19 protein-coding genes and 2 pseudogenes are annotated in these 22345 nt (G+C 55.8%); 11 read left to right on the top strand and 10 right to left on the bottom strand.

Annotated elements, in window-relative coordinates; translation table 11 throughout:
• Positions 1–209: 209 nt before the first annotated feature.
• Positions 210–1649 carry an aldehyde dehydrogenase gene (gene aldA / locus ACOTX7_RS17110; RefSeq protein WP_006810566.1) on the bottom strand — a complete coding sequence of 480 codons (1440 nt, stop codon included), beginning with the start codon at positions 1647–1649 and terminating at the stop codon, positions 210–212.
• A gap of 198 nt (positions 1650–1847) precedes the next feature.
• Entirely contained in the window at positions 1848–2642 is a 795-nt protein-coding gene (locus ACOTX7_RS17105) for a YdcF family protein (protein WP_221255947.1), read from the bottom strand.
• A 215-nt stretch (positions 2643–2857) separates the two neighbouring features.
• Between ACOTX7_RS17105 and ACOTX7_RS17100 the strand changes: the two genes are divergently transcribed.
• From ACOTX7_RS17100 to ACOTX7_RS17085, 4 genes are all read left to right on the top strand, one after another.
• Positions 2858–4510 (top strand): MFS transporter, encoded by a 1653-nt coding sequence (locus ACOTX7_RS17100; RefSeq protein WP_407045033.1) that lies wholly within the window; start codon positions 2858–2860, stop codon positions 4508–4510.
• Positions 4511–4529: 19 nt separating this feature from the next.
• Complete coding sequence (locus tag ACOTX7_RS17095; protein ID WP_221255946.1) at positions 4530–5612, top strand: HlyD family secretion protein; 1083 nt, start codon at positions 4530–4532, stop codon at positions 5610–5612.
• A complete protein-coding gene (locus ACOTX7_RS17090) occupies positions 5609–6988 on the top strand; it encodes an efflux transporter outer membrane subunit (protein WP_221255945.1) in 1380 nt (459 codons plus the stop codon). The genes ACOTX7_RS17095 and ACOTX7_RS17090 overlap by 4 nt, the downstream gene beginning before the upstream one ends.
• Positions 6989–7051: 63 nt before the next feature.
• Positions 7052–7711 carry an O-methyltransferase gene (locus ACOTX7_RS17085; protein ID WP_221813603.1) on the top strand — a complete coding sequence of 220 codons (660 nt, stop codon included), beginning with the start codon at positions 7052–7054 and terminating at the stop codon, positions 7709–7711.
• A 94-nt stretch (positions 7712–7805) separates the two neighbouring features.
• Here the strand turns inward: ACOTX7_RS17085 and hrpA are convergent, their stop codons facing one another.
• Positions 7806–11708 carry an ATP-dependent RNA helicase HrpA gene (gene hrpA / locus ACOTX7_RS17080; RefSeq protein ID WP_221255944.1) on the bottom strand — a complete coding sequence of 1301 codons (3903 nt, stop codon included), beginning with the start codon at positions 11706–11708 and terminating at the stop codon, positions 7806–7808.
• A gap of 204 nt (positions 11709–11912) precedes the next feature.
• Here hrpA and azoR point away from each other — a divergent pair, with 204 nt between their 5' ends.
• Entirely contained in the window at positions 11913–12518 is a 606-nt protein-coding gene (azoR, locus tag ACOTX7_RS17075) for an FMN-dependent NADH-azoreductase (protein WP_047354739.1), read from the top strand.
• An 89-nt stretch (positions 12519–12607) separates the two neighbouring features.
• Positions 12608–13294, top strand: coding sequence for an RluA family pseudouridine synthase (locus tag ACOTX7_RS17070; RefSeq protein WP_221255943.1), 687 nt, complete (start codon positions 12608–12610; stop codon positions 13292–13294).
• A 7-nt stretch (positions 13295–13301) separates the two neighbouring features.
• Here ACOTX7_RS17070 and ACOTX7_RS17065 read toward each other — a convergent pair whose 3' ends face one another.
• A complete protein-coding gene (locus ACOTX7_RS17065) occupies positions 13302–13841 on the bottom strand; it encodes a DUF2058 domain-containing protein (RefSeq protein WP_006810557.1) in 540 nt (179 codons plus the stop codon).
• A 168-nt stretch (positions 13842–14009) separates the two neighbouring features.
• Between ACOTX7_RS17065 and ACOTX7_RS17060 the strand changes: the two genes are divergently transcribed.
• Positions 14010–14984, top strand: coding sequence for a DUF1852 domain-containing protein (locus ACOTX7_RS17060; RefSeq protein WP_221255942.1), 975 nt, complete (start codon positions 14010–14012; stop codon positions 14982–14984).
• Positions 14985–15011: 27 nt separating this feature from the next.
• Positions 15012–16040: a methionine synthase gene (locus ACOTX7_RS17055; RefSeq protein WP_221255941.1), complete on the top strand. Its 1029-nt coding sequence runs from the start codon at positions 15012–15014 to the stop codon at positions 16038–16040.
• Positions 16041–16043: 3 nt separating this feature from the next.
• On the opposite strand, the gene ACOTX7_RS17050 is transcribed toward ACOTX7_RS17055, so the two are convergent.
• Positions 16044–16976, bottom strand: a complete 933-nt coding sequence (locus ACOTX7_RS17050) for a LysR family transcriptional regulator (protein WP_221255940.1) — start codon at positions 16974–16976, stop codon at positions 16044–16046.
• A 98-nt stretch (positions 16977–17074) separates the two neighbouring features.
• Between ACOTX7_RS17050 and ACOTX7_RS17045 the strand changes: the two genes are divergently transcribed.
• Together ACOTX7_RS17045 and ACOTX7_RS17040 are read left to right on the top strand one after the other, a co-directional pair.
• On the top strand, positions 17075–17509 hold the full coding sequence (locus ACOTX7_RS17045; protein ID WP_003857304.1) for a DMT family transporter: 435 nt from the start codon (positions 17075–17077) through the stop codon (positions 17507–17509).
• Positions 17510–17513: 4 nt separating this feature from the next.
• On the top strand, positions 17514–17972 hold the full coding sequence (locus ACOTX7_RS17040) for a DMT family transporter (RefSeq protein WP_221255939.1): 459 nt from the start codon (positions 17514–17516) through the stop codon (positions 17970–17972).
• Here ACOTX7_RS17040 and ACOTX7_RS17035 read toward each other — a convergent pair.
• The 5 genes and pseudogenes from ACOTX7_RS17035 to ACOTX7_RS17015 form a co-directional block, all read right to left on the bottom strand.
• Positions 17969–18142 (bottom strand): annotated as a pseudogene (locus tag ACOTX7_RS17035) (DUF3833 family protein); the annotation flags it as partial. The gene ACOTX7_RS17040 and the pseudogene ACOTX7_RS17035 sit on opposite strands and share 4 nt — an antisense overlap.
• A 243-nt stretch (positions 18143–18385) precedes the next feature.
• Positions 18386–18853: a DUF6392 family protein gene (locus tag ACOTX7_RS17030; RefSeq protein ID WP_221813602.1), complete on the bottom strand. Its 468-nt coding sequence runs from the start codon at positions 18851–18853 to the stop codon at positions 18386–18388.
• A complete protein-coding gene (locus ACOTX7_RS17025) occupies positions 18853–20604 on the bottom strand; it encodes an S-type pyocin domain-containing protein (RefSeq protein WP_221813601.1) in 1752 nt (583 codons plus the stop codon). The genes ACOTX7_RS17030 and ACOTX7_RS17025 overlap by 1 nt, the downstream gene beginning before the upstream one ends.
• A 190-nt stretch (positions 20605–20794) precedes the next feature.
• Positions 20795–21457, bottom strand: a pseudogene (locus ACOTX7_RS17020) (SDR family NAD(P)-dependent oxidoreductase); the annotation flags it as partial.
• Positions 21454–21888 (bottom strand): nuclear transport factor 2 family protein, encoded by a 435-nt coding sequence (locus ACOTX7_RS17015; RefSeq protein ID WP_221255938.1) that lies wholly within the window; start codon positions 21886–21888, stop codon positions 21454–21456. The gene ACOTX7_RS17015 and the pseudogene ACOTX7_RS17020, both read right to left, overlap by 4 nt.
• 258 nt (positions 21889–22146) lie before the next feature.
• Here ACOTX7_RS17015 and ACOTX7_RS17010 point away from each other — a divergent pair, with 258 nt between their 5' ends.
• On the top strand, positions 22147–22344 hold the full coding sequence (locus tag ACOTX7_RS17010; RefSeq protein ID WP_006810544.1) for a hypothetical protein: 198 nt from the start codon (positions 22147–22149) through the stop codon (positions 22342–22344).
• Position 22345 lies beyond the last annotated feature (1 nt).

Raw genomic sequence — 22345 nt, 5'->3', positions numbered from 1 at the left:
GAAGATGCGTGATCTGATCCTTCAACTCAGCAAAAGTTCGATTTATTCAACAAAGTCGTTTTAACTTTGTTTCTAACCTGGTGATTCGTGATACCGCGACTCTGGCCATCACCGACGACACTCAGCTCGACGGTCAGGCTACTCTGTCCCTGGTATACCTGTAATCGCTATATTTGATTCAAATCGGGCCGGTTAAGGCCCGATTTTTTTTACGCCTGTAAATACACCACCTGCGTCTGCAAATATTCATTCAGACCGTGCTTACCATCTGCCCCGCCAATACCGGATTTACGCCATCCCGCATGGAAGCCCTGCATCGCTTCAAAATTCTCACGGTTAATATATGTCTCGCCGAATTTAAGCCCTTTAATGGCTTTCATGGCGATATTCAGATCCTGCGTATAAACAGACGAGGTTAAACCGTAGTCGCTGTCGTTGGCCATATTCAGTGCCTCTTCCAGCGTGTCGAAAACCACCACGGGCAGCACCGGGCCGAAGGTCTCTTCGTGCATGATGGCCATATCCTGACGCACGTCCAGCAGCAGCGTTGGCGGATAAAAATACCCTTTGCCTTCTGCGGCTTTACCGCCAAGGACCACTTTGGCCCCCTCCTGCACCGCGCGCGCCACCTTCTGCTCCACCCGCTCCAGCGCGGCGGCGTTGATCAGCGGCCCCATGGCAATATCCGTTCGTTCAGCCGGATTACCAAACTGAACGGCTTTCATTGCCTCGCCCAGGCGATTCACAAAGCGGTCATAGATCCCCTTCTGGACATAGACACGTTCCGCACAGTTGCAGACCTGTCCGGTATTGATGACGCGTGAATCGACAATCGCCTTCACCGCCAGCTCGAGGTCGGCATCGTCCAGCACGATTGCCGGAGCTTTACCGCCCAGCTCCAGCCCCACTTTGGTGATGTTTTTCGCAGCCGCAGCCATAATCTTCTCACCCGCCCCGACGCTGCCGGTCATGCTCACCATCGCCACCTTCGGGTTCCCGGCCAGTTCCTGCCCGACGGTTTCGCCGCGGCCCAGCACCAGGTTGAAGACGCCTTTCGGCAGGCCAATTTCATCGACGATTTTGGCAAACGCAATGGCGTTATTGGGGGTAAATTCGCTCGGTTTGATAACGATGGTGTTACCGGTAATCAGCGCGGGGGCGAGCTTACGGGCAATCAGGAAGAAGGGAAAGTTCCACGGCAGAATGCCGGTAGTGACGCCGAGAGCGCGCTTAAACACCAGAATACTCTCGCCCGGACGGTCGCTCTGAATGATTTCCCCTTCATACCGGCGCGCCCACTCGGCCATATAGTCGATATAGTCAGCGGTAAAGTTCACTTCCACTTCCGCCAGCTGCTGGATCTTGCCGCCTTCGGCCACAATCAGCGCGCTGATTTCACTGACGCGCTCGCGGATGCCAGCGGAAATTTTGCGCAGCCAGCTGGCGCGCTCAATGGCAGGCAGCGCCTCCCAGCCAGCCTGCGCGCGCTCTGCTGCGTCAATCGCTTTGCGGGCATCTTCGGCGGTGCCGTCGGGAATACGGGAAATGACCTCTTCCGTGGCCGGATTGATCACGTCAATCCATGCATCACCCTGCCAGGCAACAAACTGTCCATCAATATACATAGGATGTTGTACGGGTACTGTCATAACCTGCTCCTGTAATTACACTGTTTTTAACAAGTAAACTTATTGTTAAAAACTATAATTACCGGGGCAATTGCCTACTCTATGAGGCTGTTTTTGTGAGATATATCATAAAAGAAACGGGTCAGCCCGCTTTAAAAATCACAAATCGGCAACATAAGATGCCCGTTTGCGTAAAAGATGGCGCAAACGGGCAGAGCATTACAGCAGAGAACGGCTCACCAGCGCGTCGGTGAGAATGACGTCGTTTCGCAAGATCTGCCACGCGGCGTCCACGTCGGCAGGAATATCAACATGGGCGATAAAGTCACGGCCCGCCGGACCGTAGCCGTTGATGTCGTCCCTGAGTCGCGGAAGTTCACCCAGCACCAGCGACAGGTAGCGCTCTACCGGCCATAACCCCTCGGCCGGGCCGCGAAAGACCAGACCGTCGTCGCTGTTTTGCAGCACGGGTGTCAGGCCGGGATGACTCACCCATGCGGGCGAGTCGTTCTCGTCGCGGCATACGCGGGCAAACGTAGCCATTGTGCGACGCTGCATCGTCGGGTCCTGGGCCACCAGCACCCGGCTGGCGTTCAGTCCGGATTGTTTCATCAACGCCCGGCTGAAGCGGGCATTCTCACCACAGTTGGTCGACTGATCCTCAACGTGAAGACGCTCAGCCGGAATGTTCCAGAACTCACGGGCGATGTCGGCCAGAATCGCCGCTTCAGCACGCCCGGTGGTGGGTATCCTGTTGTAGCGGGGGTGTTTCGCAATCGCGGCGTAGAGGAAGGTCGTCGAGTGACCGATCCCGCCGCTGATGATCAGAGGAGTACCCTGTTCAGCTGCGATTTTACAGGCAGCATCAATCGCGGGGATCACCGCGTTACCCGCCAGAATCACCAGATCAACGGGCTGGTTGTCCTGATAGTCGTCCTGAGCAAGCCACGCCCCGACGGTATTCACGGCGTCGAGGGTTGTGCCAGGCAGACAGGGGAAAAGTGCCATTGTCATCGTTACCTCCTTACAGCATACAGAGCCTTCGATTATCCCCCTTTCTGCGCATCATGCTATGGCATGAAGGCTGAAAAAAACGGGCTGCCCCCCGCTCAACGAGCACTCACATTTGATTAACATGAGAAAATCGTATTCACTTGAATTATGATTTGCGTCAGCCTTAGAATCATTAGCCCGCTCACAATTCAATTTTTTGAAAGGTAAATCACGCTATGCGCCTGCCTCAACGCGACCCTTATGCTCCTCGCGAGTGGCAGCCACACGAGAAACCCGCCCTGCTGGGTTCCCCTTCCACCCCGGAACACCCGACGTCGAAACGGATCGCCTATGGCGTGGTCGGCCTGCTGGTGTGTCTGACCGGGGCGCTGGGTAACGCGGTCGTCACCGCCAATCTGCAAAACCTGCAAGGCACCTTCGGCGCCTGGTCGACCGAAATCGCCTGGCTGCCCGCCGTCTATGTCATGACCAACGTCTCCATCAACCTGCTGCTGGTGAAGTTTCGCCAGCAGTACGGTTTGCGCGCCTTTACCGAAGGCTTCCTGGTGCTGTATGTGCTGGTCACCTTTTTTCACCTGTTTGTGAACGATCTCAGCTCGGCGCTGATGGTACGTGCGGCACACGGGATGGTCGCCGCCGCGCTCAGCTCGCTCGGCATTTATTACCAGATACAGGCCTGGCCCGCGAAGCACCGCCTGAAGGCGCTGACCATCGGCATAACCGGATCGTCGCTGGCGATCCCGCTGGCGCGGCTGTTTTCCACCGAACTGTTACAGCTTGATGAGTGGCGCGGCCTGTACTTTTTCGAACTGGGTCTGGCCCTGATATCTCTCGCCTGCGTGATGGTGCTCAAACTGCCGCCGGGCGATCGGCGCAAGGTCTTCGAGAAGAAAGACTTCATCACCTTCTTTTTGCTGGCGCCGGGCATGGCGCTGCTGTGCGCGGTTCTGTCGTTAGGACGACTGGACTGGTGGTTTGAAGCGCCGTGGATCGGCTGGGCGTTGTCCCTCTCGCTGGTGCTGATTGTCTCCGCGATCGTGTTTGAACATAACCGCAGCAACCCGCTGCTTAATACCCGCTGGCTCTCCAGCGGCAGCATCGTACGCCTGGGGCTGATTATGCTGCTGATCCGCATCGTGCTGGCGGAACAGAACACCGGCGTCATCGGTTGGCTGCAATATGTGGGCCTACAGAATGAACAGATGACCCATCTGGCGTGGTCTATTTTCGCCGGAATCGTCTGCGGTATCGTCACCAGCTGTCTGACGATCAAACCCACTAAACTGGCCTGGCCGATTATCACCTCGCTGGCGCTGATGATTGTTGCCTCGCTGCTGGACAGCCAGTCCAACAACCTCACCCGGCCAGCTCAGCTGATGGTCAGTCAGTTCCTGCTGGGCTTCGGCAGCGCGTTCTTCCTCGCCCCGGCGATGCTGGCCGCCATTGGCGGGGTGATCGCCGATCCGCGCAATCTGGTCAGCTTTTCCGTGATGTTTGGCATGAGTCAGAACCTTGGGGGCCTGCTCGGTTCCGCGATCCTCGGCACCTTCCAGACCTGGCGCGAGAAGTACCACTCCAGCCTGCTGGCTGACCAGCTCACCACCCTGAATCCCCTAGTGAACGAACGTATTCAGCTCTACACCCAGATGTACAAAAGCCTGATTGGTGACAGTTCCCTGCTGGGAATTCAGGCCATTACCCAACTTCAGACGGTGACGACGCTTGAGGCAAATATTCTGGCTTACAACGATACTTATTTACTGACGGCGAGCATTGCCACTGCCACGCTGGTCTGGATTTTATGGCGCTTGCTGCGTCTGCGCATCACTGCCCGTATGGCCCTAAAGAACGCCACTGGCAATAAGTAATCTATTTTCAGGAGAAGTTATGAGTCAGCAGGATGCCGCCAAAGAGCAGGCCAACACGCGCAAAAATGTGCGCGTCGTGTCCATTTTCACCGCCGCGGCTATCGGAATAGTCGGGGTGCTGGTGATCCTTTACGCCTGGCAGTTGCCCCCGTTCACGCGTCACACCCAGTTCACCGATAACGCCTACGTGCGCGGCCAGACAACGTTTATCAGTCCCCAGGTGAACGGCTACATTACCGAGGTCCATGTTCAGGATTTCGTGCAGGTAAAAAAAGGTGACCTGCTGTTGCAGATAGATGACCGGATCTACCGCCAGCGCGTCCATCAGGCCGAGGCGCAGCTGGCAATGAAAATCGCAGCCCTGAATAACAACCTGCAACAGCGCAAAAGCGCGGAAGCGGTAATTGCCAGAAACGAGGCGGCGCTGAAAAACGCCCGCGCCCAAAGCCTGAAAACCCAGGCGGATTTGAAACGCGTGAAGGATCTGACCGCAGACGGCTCCCTTTCCATTCGCGAGCGCGATGCGGCGCTGGCGAGTGCCGCACAGGGAAGCGCCGATATCGACCAGGCGAAAGCGACGCTTGAGATGTCGCGCCAGGATCTACAGACGGTCATCGTCAATCGCGGTTCGCTGGAAGCGGATGTTGAGAATGCAAAAGCCGCGCTGGAGCTGGCGCAGATCGATCTGCAAAACACGCGCATTGTCGCCCCGCGTGACGGCCAGCTCGGGCAGATTGCGGTGCGTCTGGGGGCGTACGTCACCGCCGGAACGCACCTGACCACGCTGGTCCCGCCGCAGCACTGGGTGATCGCCAACATCAAAGAGACGCAGCTGGCGAATTTACGCGTCGGGCAGCCGGTGAAATTCACCGTGGATGCCTTAAACGATAAAGCCTATCAGGGGCGCGTGGAGAGCATTTCCCCGGCCACTGGCGTGGAGTTCAGCGCTATCACCCCGGATAACGCCACGGGCAACTTTGTCAAAATCGCCCAGCGTATCCCGGTACGCATTGAGGTACTCGGTGAGCCGGAGGCGTACCGGCTACTGCGTCCTGGCATGTCGGTGCAGGTGACCATCGACACGCGGGAGGCGAAACAATGACGCTTCGCCCGATAGCCGCCCTGCTGATGATGGCGACCCTGGCGGGGTGCCAGTCGGTAGACGTTGAGCCAGCCAAATCGTCACTGCTTATTCCGGCCCAGTGGCGCGCAGCGTCGGGGCCGACCAGCCCGACAGAGCAGCTCTGGTGGCGGAATTTTCACGACAACAATCTGAACCGCTATGTGGATCTGGCGCTGAAGAATAACAGCGACGTGCTGCTTGCCCGCGAGCGGATTAATGAGTACCAGGCCCGGGTGTACGCCGCCGACGGCAGCCTGTTTCCGTCGCTGGATGCGGGCGTGACCGGCACGCGCGCGCGCTCGCAGTCCGCCGCCACGGGGCTTCCGGTATACGGTACGCTGTACAAAGGCAGCCTGACCGCCAGCTACGACGTGGATATCTGGGGGGTAAACCGCAGCACCTCTCGTGCCGCTGAAGCGTCGCTGGAAGCACAAAAGGCCGCCGCCGTCGCGGCAGATCTTACCGTCGCATCGTCGGTCGCTTCCGGGTACGTCACCCTGCTGTCGCTTGACGAACAGCTTCGCGTTACCCGCTCCACGCTGAAATCGCGTGAAGAGGCGTTCAACCTCGCTAAACGTCAGTTTGAGACGGGATACAGTTCACGCCTTGAGCTGATGCAATCGGATTCTGAGCTTCGCGCCACCCGCGCCCAGGTTCCACTGCTTCAGCACCAGATTGCGCAGCAGGAGAATGCGCTTAGCCTGCTGCTGGGCAGCAACCCGGGTGAGGTTGCGCGCGGTGAAAGCTTCGACGCCCTGACGCCGCTGAAACTGCCCTCCCAGCTACCGTCGACGTTACTGAACCGGCGTCCGGATATCGTCCAGGCTGAACGTCAGCTGATTGCGGCGGACGCGACGCTGGCGGTCTCGCGCGCCAGCCTGCTGCCGTCGATCAACCTTACGGCCACGGGATCGGTGCAGGATCGCACGCTGTCGGGATTGCTGGATAACCCTCTCCAGCTCTGGAGCGTGGGCGGCAGTATTCTTGCGCCGCTGCTGAACCGTCAGGCGCTCAATGCGCAGGTAGATATCTCCCAGTCCCAGCGGAATCAGGCGCTGTACAGCTACGAAAAAACCGTGCGTAACGCATTTGCCGAGGTGAATGACAGCCTTGATGCCATCACCCGCTATCAGGAACAGCTAACCGAGCTGCTGGCACAGCAGGAGGTCGCGCAGGAGACGCTGCGGATTGCGCAAAACCGCTACCGCAACGGGTACTCTTCTTATCTGGATGTGCTTGATGCGCAGCGTACGCTGTTCTCGGTGCAGACCAGCGTGGTACAGGTGAAAAATAACCTGCTGCTGGCGCAAATTGATTTGTATAAAGCGCTGGGCGGCGGTTGGATCAGTGCCTGAAGACATGCCGGGTGGCGGCTACGCCTTACCCGGCCTACATTTCGCCCCCCGAGGAGACAATCTATGCAACCGCAGTGGTGTTCAGTAGATAATTACATGATTTCTTCGCTTATTCCTGAGGATGAGGTTCTCTCGAAGATCCTGGATAACAACAAACGCGCCGGTTTACCCGAGCACGATGTTGCCGCTAATCAGGGGCAACTGCTGGCGCTGTTTGTCCGCATGACACAGGCGCGTCGAATTCTGGAGATTGGCACGCTGGGTGCGTATAGCTCAATCTGGATGGCGCGCGCCCTGCCACCGGACGGAAAGCTGATTACGCTTGAAGCGGACCCGACACATGCCGCGGTTGCACGCCAGAACATTCACCTTGCAGGACTCAGCGATCGTATTGAACTGATTGAAGGCCCGGCGCTAAAGTCGCTCGAGAATTTTGGTGAGGTCCCGCCCTTCGACCTGATCTTTATTGATGCCGATAAGCCTAACAATCCCGGTTACCTGGAGTGGGCGCTGCACTACGCCCGCCCCGGCACGGTCATTATCGGCGACAACGTGGTGCGCGACGGCGAGGTGATTAACGGGCAAAGTGACGATGCGCGCGTACAGGGAGTACGGAAGTTTATCGAGATGACTGGAGATAACCCGCGTTTAACCGCCACCGCGCTGCAAACGGTGGGCATTAAGGGATGGGATGGGTTTACGTTGGCGATGGTGAACGGGTAAATCAAAGCCGGGTGGCGGCTACGCCTTACCCGGCCTACATGTTCTCCATATTCTCGCGTAGGCCCGGTAAGCGCAGCGCCACCGGGCGAAGGTTTTAGGCGGAAATCTGCTCCATTGCCTGCAAAATACGCTTGTCCGAAATCGGGTACGGCGTGCCAAGCTGCTGAGCAAAGAAGCTGACGCGCAGCTCCTCGATCATCCAGCGGATCTCCCGCACGTCGTCATCATCACGACGCGCCGGAGGCAGCTTGTTCAGCCACTGCTGCCACGCCTGCTGCACGTTTTCGACCTTCAGCATCTGCGCGCGATCGCGGTGTGGATCCACCGCCATTTTCTCCAGACGTTTCTCAATCGCCTGCAAATAACGCAGCGTATCCCCCAGACGCTTGAAGCCGTTGCCGGTGACAAAGCCGCGATACACCAGCCCCGCCATCTGCGCCTTCACGTCCGACAGCCCCAGCGCCATGGTCATATCCACCCGCCCCTTCAGGCGCTTGTTGATATTGAACACGGCGGTGAGGATCTGCTCGACCTGTTTGGCAATCTCTACCACGGTGTCGTTCAGCTCCGCGCGCACCTTTTCATGAAGCCGAGCAAAGCCCTCTTCTGACCAGACCGGGCCGCCCGCCTCGTGGATCAGCTTATCCACGCCGCAGGAGATGCAGTCGTCGATCAGATCCAGCACTTTACCGTACGGGTTAAAGTACAGCCCCAGCTTGGCTTTGTTCGGCAGCTTCTCGTGCAGATATTTAATCGGCGACGGGATATTGAGCAGAAGCAGTCGACGCAGCCCGCGCCACATCATCTGCTGTTGCTCCTGCGGATTGTCAAAGAGCTTAATCGCCACGCTGTCGCGCTCATCCACCAGCGCAGGCCAGGCTTTGACCTTATAGTTGCCGCGCTTCTGCTCGTAGCTTTCGGGAAGCTGACCAAAGCTCCAGATGTGCAGCCCGCTCTGCTCAATGCCGTCGTCCGCCACCGCAGAGAGCGTCTCCTGGACTTTACCTTTCAGCGCCTCTTTCAGTGCCGTCAGAGAGCGGCCCTCAAGCAGCTTTTTGTTTTTATCGTCCACCACGCGGAATGTGATTTTCAGGTGATCGGGCACCTGATCCCAGTTCCAGTCGTCGCGGTCAATGGTGGTGCCGGTCATGCGTCGGAACTCCCGCTCAAGCGCATCCAGCAGCGGCAGCTCCAGCGGCGTGACGCGGCCTAAAAACGCTTCGGCGTAGTTCGGCGCTGGCACAAAGTTACGCCGCACCGGTTTAGGCAGGGATTTGATTAATGCAATGACCAGCTCGCGGCGCAGGCCAGGGATCTGCCACTCAAACCCGCTCTCATCCACCTGGTTTAGCAGTGGCAGCGGAATGTGCACCGTCACACCATCGGCATCCGCGCCCGGCTCAAACTGATAGGTCAGACGCAGCTTGAGGTTACCCTGATGCCAGAAGTTCGGGTAGTCGAGCTTACTGACCGACTCCGCACCCTCTTTAATCAACATGTTCTTTTCGAAGTTGAGCAGGTCCGGGGTCTCTTTACTGACTTTCTTCCACCAGCTGTCGAAATGGCGCGCGGAGACCACATCGTGGCTGATGCGCTGGTCGTAAAACTCAAACAGCGTCTCGTCGTCCACCAGAATGTCGCGACGGCGGGACTTGTGCTCAAGCTCTTCCACTTCAGCGCGCAGCTTCAGGTTTTCACGGAAGAAGGCGTGGCGCGTCTGCCAGTCACCTTCCACCAGCGCGTGGCGGATAAACAGCTCGCGGCTAAGCGCCGGGTCAATCTGGCTGTAGTTAACCTTACGCGCAGCAACCACCGGCAGGCCGTAGACGGTCACTTTTTCCGTCGCCATCACCGCGCCCTGCCCGCGCTCCCAGTGCGGCTCGCTGTACGAGCGTTTCAGCAGGTGCTGCGCCACCGGTTCAACCCATTCGGGGTCAATACGCGCGGCAATGCGTCCCCACAGGCGGCTGGTTTCCACCAGCTCCGCGACCATCGTCCACTTCGGCGGCTTTTTGAACAAGCCGGAACCCGGGAAGATGGAGAAACGCGCATTACGTGCGCCGGTATATTCCTGCTTATCCGCATCCTTCATCCCGATATGGGACAGCAGGCCGGTCAGCAAGGCGATATGAATTTCGCGGTACTCCGCCGGTTCGCTGTTCACCGGAATGCCCAGCTCTTTCACCACCTGACGCAGCTGGGTGTAGATATCCTGCCACTCGCGCACGCGCAGGTAGTTGAGGAAATCCACCCGGCACTGACGGCGGAACTGGTTCGACGAGAGCGCTTTTTGCTGCTCGCCGAGGTAGTTCCACAGGTTCACAAAGGCAAGGAAATCGGACTCTTTATCGTGGAAGCGGCGGTGTTTTTCATCCGACGCCTGCTGTTTGTCCATCGGGCGCTCGCGCGGATCCTGAATGGAGAGCGCCGAGGTGATGATCATCGCCTCACGCACGCAGCCGTGCTTTTGCGCCTCCAGCACCATGCGCGCCAGACGCGGGTCGACCGGCAACTGGCTAAGCTGGCGGCCCAATGGCGTTAGCTTGTAGGCCGTCGCCTGCGCGTCGGTGGTGATGGCCCCCAGCTCTTCCAGCAGGCGCACCCCGTCCTGAATATTGCGTTTGTCCGGCGCTTCCACAAACGGGAAGGCGGCGATATCGCCCAGCCCCAGCGCGGTCATTTGCAGGATAACGGATGCCAGGTTGGTACGCAGAATTTCCGGGTCGGTAAACTCCGGGCGCGACAGGAAATCGTCTTCCGAATAGAGACGAATACAGATCCCTTCCGACACGCGGCCGCAGCGACCCTTACGCTGATTAGCCGACGCCTGGGAAACCGGCTCGATCGGCAGGCGCTGGACTTTGGTGCGGTAGCTGTAGCGGCTGATGCGCGCCGTACCCGGGTCAATCACGTATTTAATACCCGGTACGGTCAGCGAGGTTTCGGCCACGTTGGTCGCCAGCACGATGCGGCGCCCGCTGTGCGGCTGGAACACGCGGTTCTGCTCGCTGTTCGACAGGCGCGCGTACAGCGGCAGGATCTCGGTGTGGCGCAGATCGCGCTTGCTGAGCGCATCGGCGGTATCCCGGATCTCGCGCTCGCCGCTCATGAAGATCAGAATGTCGCCAGCACTCTCGTTGCCCAGTTCGTCGACGGCATCGAAGATGGCCTGAAGCTGGTCGCGCTCGGTATCGTCCGCCTCTTCCACAATCGGGCGATAGCGCACTTCAACCGGGTAGGTTCGGCCTGAAACTTCAATGATCGGCGCATTGTTAAAATGTTTTGAGAAGCGCTCCGGGTCGATGGTCGCGGAGGTGATGATGATTTTCAGATCCGGACGCCGCGGCAAAAGCTCTTTCAGGTAGCCGAGCAGGAAGTCGATGTTCAAACTGCGCTCGTGCGCTTCATCGATGATAATGGTGTCGTACTGCATCAGCAGACGATCCTGCTGGATTTCCGCCAGCAGAATACCGTCGGTCATCAGCTTAACCATGGTGTTGTCGCTGACGTGATCGCTGAAACGCACCTTGTAACCGATGCAGCCGCCCGGCTCCGTTTGCAGCTCGTCGGCAATACGGTTCGCCACGGTACGCGCCGCCAGACGACGCGGCTGGGTGTGGCCGATCAGCCCTTTCACCCCGCGGCCCAGCTCCATGCAGATTTTCGGAAGCTGGGTGGTTTTACCTGAACCGGTTTCCCCTGCAACGATCACCACCTGGTGGTCGCGCACGGCTTCAAGAATGTCCTGCTTTTTCTGGCTGACGGGCAGGTTTTCCGGGTAGGTAATCGCCGGGCGTGCGGCTTCTCGCAGCACAACTTTACCTGCCGCCTGTTCAATCTCTTTGGCCATCTCCTGGTAAATGGCCTGTTGTGCATCAGGATTTTTAACCTTCTTCACGCCGTGCAGACGGCGCGCAAACCGCTGTCTGTCGCGCAGCATCAGCGAATCAAGCTTTTGCATCAGCATCGGGAAGGTCAATTTTTGTTGTTCTGTCATAGCGTTAACGGGCAGTGCACTGCCGGATAAAATCTCTTTTTAATGATTGCTATAGAGTACCACATCAGCGCTTTTCGCGCCTTATTCAAAAAATTCGAACATAGGCTTCGATATATTGCGCTATCCCTGTGGCAGGATTGTGAATAAAGTGTCAACAAGCAACGGGGCAACCCCCTTCAATCAAATACAAAACAGGAATTTCCCATGAGCAAAGTATTAGTGTTGAAATCCAGTATTCTGGCAGGGTACTCACAGTCTGGTCAGCTGTCCGACTATTTCGTTGAACAGTGGCGTGAACAGCATACCGCGGATGAAATCACCGTGCGTGATCTGGCGGCAAACCCAGTCCCTGTGCTGGATGGCGAGCTGGTTGGCGCGCTGCGTCCGAGCGATGCGCCGCTTTCCCCACGTCAGCAGGAAGCCCTGGCGCTCTCCGACGAGCTGATTGCTGAATTGCAGGCGCACGACGTTATCGTCATCAACGCGCCAATGTACAACTTCAACATTCCTACCCAGCTGAAGAACTACTTCGACCTGGTCGCCCGCGCTGGCGTGACCTTCCGTTACACCGAGAACGGCCCGGAAGGTCTGGTAAAAGGTAAACGCGCTATCGTCCTGACCAGCCGCGGCGGTATTCACAAAGATACCCCAACCGACCTGGTTGCACCGTACATGACGCTGTTCCTGGGCTTCATCGGCATTACCGACGTGAACTTCGTGTTCGCTGAAGGTATCGCTTACGGCCCGGAAGTGGCCACCAAAGCACAGACCGACGCGAAAGCCGCTATCGACAGCCTGGTCGCAGCGTAAGATCTCTCCCTCTCACCGCCCGGTGGGAGGGTTTTTCTTTTCCCCGTATTTCGTTATCATCCGCACCCCCTTTCCAGCCCGGCGGCCTGATGTCTGTCATTATTGATACGTTTATCGCTCCACCCTGTCACGACGACATTGAGATCCTCTGGCAGGACGAACATCTGCTGCTGATCAACAAACCTTCCGGTCTGCTCAGCCTGTCGGGGAAAAATCCGCAAAACCTCGATTCCGTTCACTACCGTCTGGTTCAAACCTTTCCCGGCTGCACGCTGGTGCATCGTCTTGATTTTGGCACTTCGGGGCTGATGGTCATTGCGCGCAACAAAGCGATTAACGCCGCGCTTTGCCACCAGTTCAGCCAGCGCGCCGTGAACAAGGTTTACACCGCCCTGTTGTGCGGGCGTGTGGAACAGGACGAAGGGATCGTGGATGCGCCGATTGCCAAAGATCCGGCGCTGTTTCCGCTGATGACAATCTGTGCCCACACCGGTAAACCCGCGCGTTCCCGCTATCGGGTGATGGAACGAATAGACCAGGATACGACAGGGCCGTTGACGCGGGTAGCGCTTACCCCGGAGACCGGACGCACCCACCAGCTGCGCATTCACTGCCAGCAGTTAGGCCATCCTATTCTGGGATGCGATCTTTATGGTGGTCTGGAATGGCCGGGCGCTGAAGATACGCCCCGGCTGATGCTGCATGCAAGCGAATTGCATTTTATTCATCCGGTGAGCGGCGAGACGATGAACATCCGTCACGCCGCGCCATTCTGAGCGGGGTTTACCACATTAAATCGTCAGGGATTTTGAAATCTGCATACGGATCGTCTTCGTCCTGCTCTTCCTGACTCAGTGCGCTGTTAAGGACAATGCTGTCCGCATCGCGCTGGGCAATCTTATCTGCCACCACCGCCGGAATAATTGCGTACTCGCAGTCGCCCTGGGCGTTAATCACCAGACGGGCAATCGCCAGACGACCGTTGATCAGCTGCGTCTGGGTCTGCTTATCGACCTCGATTTTTTTGATCAGGTTGCCGTCGGTAAAGTTAAAGGTGATGTTGCCTTTTGCCACGGTGATGCGGTTCATCTCAATCAGCTGCTTCACCTGCGCTTTAAACTCTTTCGCCAGTACCGCCTGCTTCTGCTGTTCGCTTAGCTGCCTGTCGCGCTCAAGCTGCGCCTTCTTGTTCTCTTCTACCGCTTCACGGGCCTCACGCGCCTGTACGCGCGATTTCTTTGCCGTGCGCTGCACCTTCGCCACTTTCTTGCTGCTGACTAAGCCCGCTTTCAGCATCTGCTCTTGTAGGGTGAGTTTTGTCATGATCGTTTTAAACCGGTTGGAAATTTCGGGGGATTATACCTGAACGGGCCGCGCATGAAGAACCCTCATGTTGCAGTGAAATTAAGTCACTTCCCCTGCGCCAGTCGCTCAGGCATAAATTATGCATTGATAACGTTCCGGCAACATGAACTTAGGATGCATAACCAAATGAGTCAGGCTTTCACATTTACCCTTAAGCGCAGTTGCTTCGATGAAAATTATAACCCGTCAGAAAATACGCGTACCACCACCAACTTCGCTAACCTGGCGCGCGGGGAGAAGCGTCAGGAGAACCTGCGCAATACGCTGGTGATGATCAACAATCGCTTTAACGCGCTGGCGAGCTGGGATAACCCAAAAGCCGACCGCTATGCCGTCGAGCTGGAGATTATTTCAGTTGATATGAATATTGGCGGCGATTTTACTTTCCCGGCCATCGAAATTCTGCAAACGACGATCGTCGATAAAAAGACCCACGAGCGCATTGAAGGCATCGTCGGGAATAACTTTTCATCGTATGTCCGTGACTATGATTTCAGCGTTCTGCTGCTGGAGCATAATAAAGATCGGCCCCGCTTCACCCTCCCCGAAAATTTTGGTGAGCTACACGGGAATATCTTTAAAAGCTTTATTCATTCTGCGGAATATCAGGCGAACTTTAAAAAAGCGCCGATGATTTGCCTGAGCGTCTCCAGCAAAGACACCTACCGCCGTACCGGTAACCACCACCCGGTGCTGGGCTTTGAATACCAGCCGGACGGCGAGTCGCTAACTGAACAGTACTTCGCGAAGATGGGCCTGAAAGTTCGCTACTTCATGCCGGAAAACAGCGTCGCGCCGTTTGCCTTCTTCTTCACCGGCGATTTACTGCGCGATTACACCAATCTGGAATTGATCGGCACCATCAGCACCATGGAGACGTTCCAGAAGATCTATCGCCCGGAAATTTATAATGCCAATTCCGCTGCGGGACAGTGTTATCAGCCCGACCTGAATCAGCAGGATCACTCATTAACAAAAATCGTCTATGACCGTGAAGAGCGCAGTCGGCTGGCCATTGAACAGGGTAAATATACCGAAGAGCGGTTTATCAAACCTTATAAAGCCCTTCTTGAGCAGTGGTCCCATCACTTCACGCTTTAATTTAATACGGATAAAAGGTTTCTTCTTATGAAAACATTGCTCCCGACATCGACGGCTGGCAGCCTGCCGAAACCCACCTGGCTTGCGCAGCCGGAAACGCTGTGGTCGCCGTGGAAATTACAGGACGACGAACTGCTGGCGGGAAAACAGGATGCGCTGCGTTTGTCTCTGGACGAACAGATCCGCGCCAGGATTGATATCGTCAGCGACGGGGAACAAACCCGCCAGCATTTCGTCACCACCTTTATTGAACATCTCAGCGGCGTGGATTTTGAGAACCGTCAGACGGTACGCATCCGTAACCGCTACGATGCAAGCGTACCGACGGTAGTGGACGCGGTGGCGCGTCAGAAGCCGGTGTTCGTGGACGACGCGAAATACCTGCGCCAGCTGACGGATAAGCCGATCAAGTGGGCGCTGCCTGGCCCGATGACCATGATCGATACGCTATACGATGCCCACTATAAAAGCCGTGAAAAGCTGGCCTGGGAGTTCGCAAAAATTCTCAATCAGGAAGCCCGCGAGCTGGAGGCGGCAGGCGTTGACATTATTCAGTTCGATGAACCGGCCTTTAACGTCTTTTTCGACGAGGTGAACGACTGGGGGATCGCCGCGCTGGAGCGCGCCATTGAAGGGCTGAAATGCGAAACCGCGGTACACATCTGCTACGGGTACGGTATTAAAGCCAATACGGACTGGAAAAAGACGCTCGGCTCCGAGTGGCGCCAGTATGAAGAGGCGTTTCCTAAGTTGCAGACCTCAAAGATCGATATCATCTCGCTGGAGTGCCACAACTCGCGCGTGCCAATGGATCTGCTTGAGCTGATCCGCGGTAAAAAAGTGATGGTCGGCGCAATTGACGTCGCCACCCAGACCATCGAGACGCCGGAAGAGGTCGCCGAAACGCTGCGCAAGGCATTGCAGTTTGTTGATGCAGACAAGCTATATCCGTCAACCAACTGCGGCATGGCTCCCCTCTCCCGCCAGGTTGCCAACGGTAAGCTGAAGGCGCTAAGCGCCGGGGCGGAGATTATCCGTCGCGAGCTTGCCCGTTAATCCTCAGGTTTGCCAGTACAGCGGCGTACCGAACCGCTCCATATAGTAGTCAATCACCGCCCTGACGTTCAGGGGCGGATGACGCGCGTTCGGGTAAATCGCCGCAATCGTCAATGGCTCCGTATTGATTGAACACTCCCTCTCCGGCAGCAACGCCACCAGCTCACCGCTTTTGAGCCGTTCGCTCACCATCCAGTCCGGAAAAAGGACAATGCCCATGCCGCCCAATGCCGCAATCAGGAGCGTTTCTGCGTTATTGGAAGTCATCAGCGGTACGACGGGATAGTGAACCCATGCCTCGCCCGGCTGCCGGATCAGCCAGCGGTTAGGCCCGGACGAGCCGCGGTAAACCAGACAGTGGTGACGGCTGAGATCGTCCGGCCCCTCGGGCGCGCCATGTTTTTGCAGATAGTCCGGCGAGGCCGCCAGATGATAGAACTGCTGCCCGAACACCCGGGCGTGAAACGAGGAGTCCGTCAGCGCGCCGATGCGAAAGATAACGTCCGCCGCGTCGCGGTGCGGATCGATAAAATCGTCGGTGAGGGTCAGTTCAACAGAGAGTCGAGGATAACGCGCCAGAAGTCCGGGCAGGCCCGGCGCGATATGCCTTTGTCCAAAAAAGACCGGGCCATTGATACGCAGCATGCCCGACGGCTCGCGGGCGCGTTCATCCAGCTCGCGTCGCGCATCCTCCAGATTCCCGGCCATCGCCCGGGCATAGCGCACAAAAAGATGCCCGCTCTCTGTAGGAATTATCGCCCGCGTGTTGCGGTAGAAAAGCTGCTGCCCGAGGGCGTCCTCAAGCTGGTGGATCACGCGGGAAACCTGCGACGCGGAGATCCCTTCCCGCCGCGCAACCACGGAGAAATTCTGCGTTTCATAAACGTCGATGAAGATCAGCAGCGCGCGAATGCTGATATGTCCGGCATCCATCATTAATGCATTTCCTGCACAGGTGTTTCCTGCATTATGGCATTTTTCTCAATGATGTTCAGACGTAATCTTCTCCGCCTGGAAAAAGGAGAAAAAGCATTATGCACATCATTTTAATTTTACTGGTGATTGCTGGCGGCATGGGGCTGTCCGTGGAAGCCGGGCTGCTGGGGCCGCTGGGCGCGGAGGTGGGTGACCTTTGGGCGGCGTTCAGCATATTCAGCGTGGGGACGGGGCTGACGTTTCTGCTGATGCTGTTTTTCAGCCCCCGCAACAGCCCCTCATTCTTTGCGCAACCGTCATGGCACCTGCTGGGCGGCGTGCTCGGCCCGGTTTACGTCATCATTCTTACCATTGCCACCCCGGCGATCGGTATTGCCATGACGATGATCGGCATTCTGGCCGGTCAGGTTTTTAAAAGCCTGATTATTGACCACTATGGCCTGCTCGGTACGCCGCACCGCAGGATCGATACAAAACGCATTATTGCGCTGGGATTTATCATTGCCGCGCTGATTCTCGTGGCGCAGGGGTAACGTTATGACAGTGATGATGATTATTCTGGCCGTGATTGGCGGCGCAACGCTGAGCATTCAGGCTGCCATTAACGGGCAATTAGGCGGCAACGTGGGGGTATTCAAAAGCGCATTTCTGACCTTTTCCGTCGGCGCGCTGGTGACCGCCCTGCTCATCTTCTTCTTTGAGCCGAAACAGGCGGTCAGCCTGATGGATGTGCCCAAATGGCAGCTTCTCGGCGCCCTGTGCGGCGTACCCTATATCGTGATTATGGTGCTCGCGGTGCAGCGTATCGGCACCGCCGTTGCTACGGTCGCGGTGATCCTGGGCCAGCTGGCCATGAGCATGCTGATTGATAACTTTGGCTGGCTGAATAATGAAGCCATTCCGTTTTCAATGAGCCGTCTGGGGACCGTGGTCTGCCTGAGTATTGCTCTGTTCTTCATCTACTCCAGCAGTAAACCCCGGCCCGAAGGCGATTAACCTCCGTCTTTGCGGGTAAAGAATAGCGTCACCGTGGCGACGGTGACGCCAAATTTTTTCATTTCGGTTTTATTGAACAGACGGGTGCTGTCCTGCAAATACATCCAGTCATCAAAGTGCAGCAGCCAGGTTTTACCGTCCGCCTTCACGTTCATGCTGTAGCGCCAGTTAGTGGAAAGTTTGGTACTGAGATCTGAGTACACGGCATTTTGTCAGCGGGAATGAAGCGGATCAGGTGAACGAAATTTTAAAGCGTGCACAAAAAAACTGACTGAACTTTTATCTGAGTAAACGATCCCTTTAGATTTTTTGCCAAAAATCGGGAGACCTAGCTTTTGATTATTTTGCGACCTAAAGGCAAGTAACATTAGCGAGGACGAAAAAGCGGCCTACATAAGGCCGCCTGTGGTTGCTTACCAGCGAACTTCAGACGTTATGATGAATGCAACTTCCTTTACCTGTTCCTGCAAATCATAGTCGACCTGCATACTGATCGGAATGTGGAAATCCATAATTGTAAAGAGATCTGTGTAACCAACATCTTTGCGTAAACGCTTTCTTGGCGGCAAAAATTTATCAGGGGTGCCAAACTGCGCATGAACCCACGAACGTACCATTTCAGCCTCTAACGGTGATGGTAGCTCGTTAGGGAAGCGATAATTGGCTTTATTTGAGTTTTGCAAAAAAAGTTCGATAGAATAGAGAATTACACCTTCTCGTTTAAAAGCAAGATAAATGCCTTCATTCATCATACTTAAAGTAAGGTCTGGATCTCCCGGATAACCTGTAGGTTTCGTCTTGTAAGGAATAAGCCCCGTATCAAAAATTTCCTGATACGTTTTACCTAAGCTATTGATTAAATTTTCAACATTTACGCTCATTAATATAACCCTTGTCCTTGATTCAGTTGGTGCATCTTAGCTTTGGCTTCATCAATCTGACCATCAGTTAAGCCACGTTCTTTTAGAGCAGGTCTTATTGTTTCAATGTCTCGTTCTAATGCTGCTCTTAAGTTTTTTGAATCCTGCTCGATTTGTACCGGATTATTCCTACCGCCATAAGTAACACTTAACTTCTGGTGGATTTCGGCTGGAATAATGACTGCTGCTACATCCTTCGCCATGCTGTCAATTTCAGAGGGTTTTGCATCAGGAAATTGACGTCGCAAGAATGCTCTCACTGCGGCTGCCGATGGCATATGGTCTGCGTGAGTACCATTGCGCGGTCTACCTGTAAAGTTGCTGTATAGATTAACCTCCAGCAGTTGTACCGGGGGCTTGCTGAGGTAAATGTAAATCGGTGGATGTATGTTCCCCGGAAACACCAGAATGTAATCCCGAAAATCCTTCTCTTCCGGTACTGGCGTTGTGGTGATAGTTACGCCCTGAATATCGGGATTCTCAAGCCCCGGAATCGTCACCGTCCCAGCACTTTGCCCTTCATTACCCGTATGCCACCCGCCAGCATTTGTATTACCCGGAGCGTCGGCAGGTGTCCATGTTATCTGTACCTTTCCACCCGGTCCATCACCCCAAAAACGATATTTCCCGTCAAATCGCTTTTCCATCAGCCTGACTTTCACCTGATCACGCGCGCTCTCCGGGCTGGTATGATAGCCAACGGCTTTTAATCGCCCGGTTTCATCATCGGTAATCCAGTTATAGCGTACGCGGGTTGGTACGGTTCCCTTACTGTGAGCGACTTCCAGTAACTTTTCATGTGTCAGCAAATCGCTCTTTTCACCCTTGAGTTTTGACTGAACAATCACCCCCATCAAAACAAACGGCAAATTCATCGCAATCGAACCGCTCAAGACTTCCGGGCCTGAAAGGTGCTTCATGGTATGCGTCAGGGCTTTGGCTGCGTCCTGATTCGCTTTTGCTGTAGCCCCTCCTGCCGCAGCTGCCATTCCGGCTTCAGCTGAACCGCCCATAACAACCGGAGGCGGGTGAAGTGGCATTGCTTCAGCTTCACCAAAGAAGAAACCTGTCACTTTATCGAATAGTGATTTTTTCTTCGGCGGTTCTGGTGGTGGAGGTGGTGGAGGTGAAGTTTTCTTCTTCGCGGCCTGTGCGTGCTGTGCTGGCTCAGGGGCTGGCTGTGAGGGTCTGGACTGAAAGAAACTCATTTCCCCAATGTTAGTTTGTGGCTCGTCTGCTGTTCCCGCATCAGTATTGCCAGTACCGCGAAGTACTGATTTAGCAAATACCAGTACTGCCGCAGAAGCAGCAGCGGCTCCCGGCAGACTATTTGTGGGCATTATATCTTGCTGGGCTATCAGGGCTTTCTTATCTGCCTCCCTTGCCCGCTCTGCCACGCGACTGGCATTACAATCACTTTCATAAGTGTGTGAAAATACTGTAGGAACGAACCGGGCCCGGCAGGGGCAGGAGCTGAAACTGTCCAGCGAACCCGCCCACTCTTTTGGGGCACCGTTCACCGAATAGGTATCTCCCATGCCGCCACAGACGCGGAAACGCCCCTTATGCTTCCCGCAGGTCACCGGGTCGCCTTCCCGAACCTGCTGACGTACCACACCACCAATCTCGTAAGTGTCATCGGGTGCACCCGAGAGAATACGTCCACCACAAGTGGTTTTATCCAGGTGATACAGAAAAAATCCAGTAGCCATAATCCCTCATGAACTATATTGGTATTGCAGGCATATTATCAAAAGTCCACTTAACTTAAATCAATTTGGATGCCAAATTGCCATGCTTTGCATGGTAACCACATACAGGGTAACAACGAAAAATTGCCGCTTTATTCGAAATATTATTGTCACGAGTTACAGAAAACTCTTTACCGTCTTGAAAGAACCAAAGCAGGCGCAGCGCCAGGCTAAACCCGGCGGGAAACGCGATGTGATCCTTCCCTTTCGCCAGACCGCGACGAATGGCGTGAACGGCGTGCTCTACGCTGACCCTGCCCGGCATCGGGAAATCGTTTTTGCGGGTCAGCGGCGTGTCAACGAAACCGGGTGAAACGACCGTGACGGCAATCCCTTTCGGTTCCCAGTCGAGACGCAGCGTGTCGGCAAACCAGGTTAACGCCGCTTTGGAGGCGCCATAGGCTTCGGCTCGCGGGAAGTGAAGCCAGTGCGCCATCGAACTGACCAGCACCACACGATTGCCGGATACCAGCTGCGGCTGCAACGCCGCAAGGCAGTTTACCGGGCCGATGAAATTGGTGGTCATCACCCGCGCCACCAGCGCCGCGTCTACCGCGCCGCGATCGAGATACTCGCAGGTCCCGGCGCAGAGGATCACCGTATCGGCAGCACAGTCCGCCAGCGCCTGGCGACAGGCGTCCCTGTCTGTCATATCGAACAGGCGCACCGTGATGTGGGGACTGTGCTGATGCAGGGCTGCAAGACGTTGCGCATCGCGCCCGCAGGCAATCACCCGGTAGCCATCGTCGGCAAAAGATTTCGCCAGCCCCGCCCCTATGCCCGAGCTTGCGCCGGTAATCAGAACCGTTTTCATGATTGCACTCTCCGCTTAACGCCGCGCACGGCCCAGCCGAGAACCGGAAGATGTTCGTAAATCATCTCTCCGGCGTCGTAGTAGTCGCGCTGGCGAACAATGCGATCGTCGCGCATGTCTACCACGGAGCAGCCCAGCAGTTGTCGCATCGCTCCCCGGGCAATACGCGGGTGCGACCAGTGCATCATCCAGGTGACAACAAAGCGATCGCCCTGCTGCAACGGTGCATCAACGGTAAAGCGACAGTGCTGGACGTTAGCCAGCAGGTGGGTGAAATAGCGCTGTATCGCGAACATCCCGTTGTGTTCGCCAAAGGGATCGATAAGCGTGGCATCGGCGCGATAAATCTCCGCCAGCGCCGAGGGGGGCTGGGTATCCAGCGTGGCGTAGTAATCAACGAACCGACTGATAACGGACGGCAACGTGCTCATGGGTCACATCCTGGCTATAAACAACGTAGCGGAATCGCATAATTTAAACTTACACAATTAACGTTATTTGTCCAAGTTTGTGCAAAGATATTTTTTATTTCTGTTTTTATTCAACATGTTAAAAGAGTCACTCATCGTCTCTTTTTCAGTCAAAAAGGGTTTAGCACCCCTGTGCCGCTATTTTTTAGGGATAACCTTAAGGCAAAGGTGCCATTTATCTTCCAGACTTATCCTTTTAATTCATAAGGATGTCACGCGATGAAAAATTTACTGATGGCGCTCTTTTCCAGCCCGGAATCCTTGCTACAGGTTATGAGTCACCAGGAGATTATCGAAGCCGTAGAGGATGGCGATCGGATTATCATCGACCAGGATGGAAGTGCCTCGGTTAACTACAAAAGTAACGAGGTGCGGCGGGACTTTCTGCGCCATGTCAACGCGCTGAAGAGGGCCTGAA

Source organism: Enterobacter cloacae complex sp. IR5418 (genome assembly GCF_049238105.1).
GTDB lineage: Bacteria > Pseudomonadota > Gammaproteobacteria > Enterobacterales > Enterobacteriaceae > Enterobacter > Enterobacter hormaechei.
The sequence above is the reverse complement of the archived record's forward strand: the minus strand, read 5'-3'. Positions and strand labels throughout refer to the sequence as shown.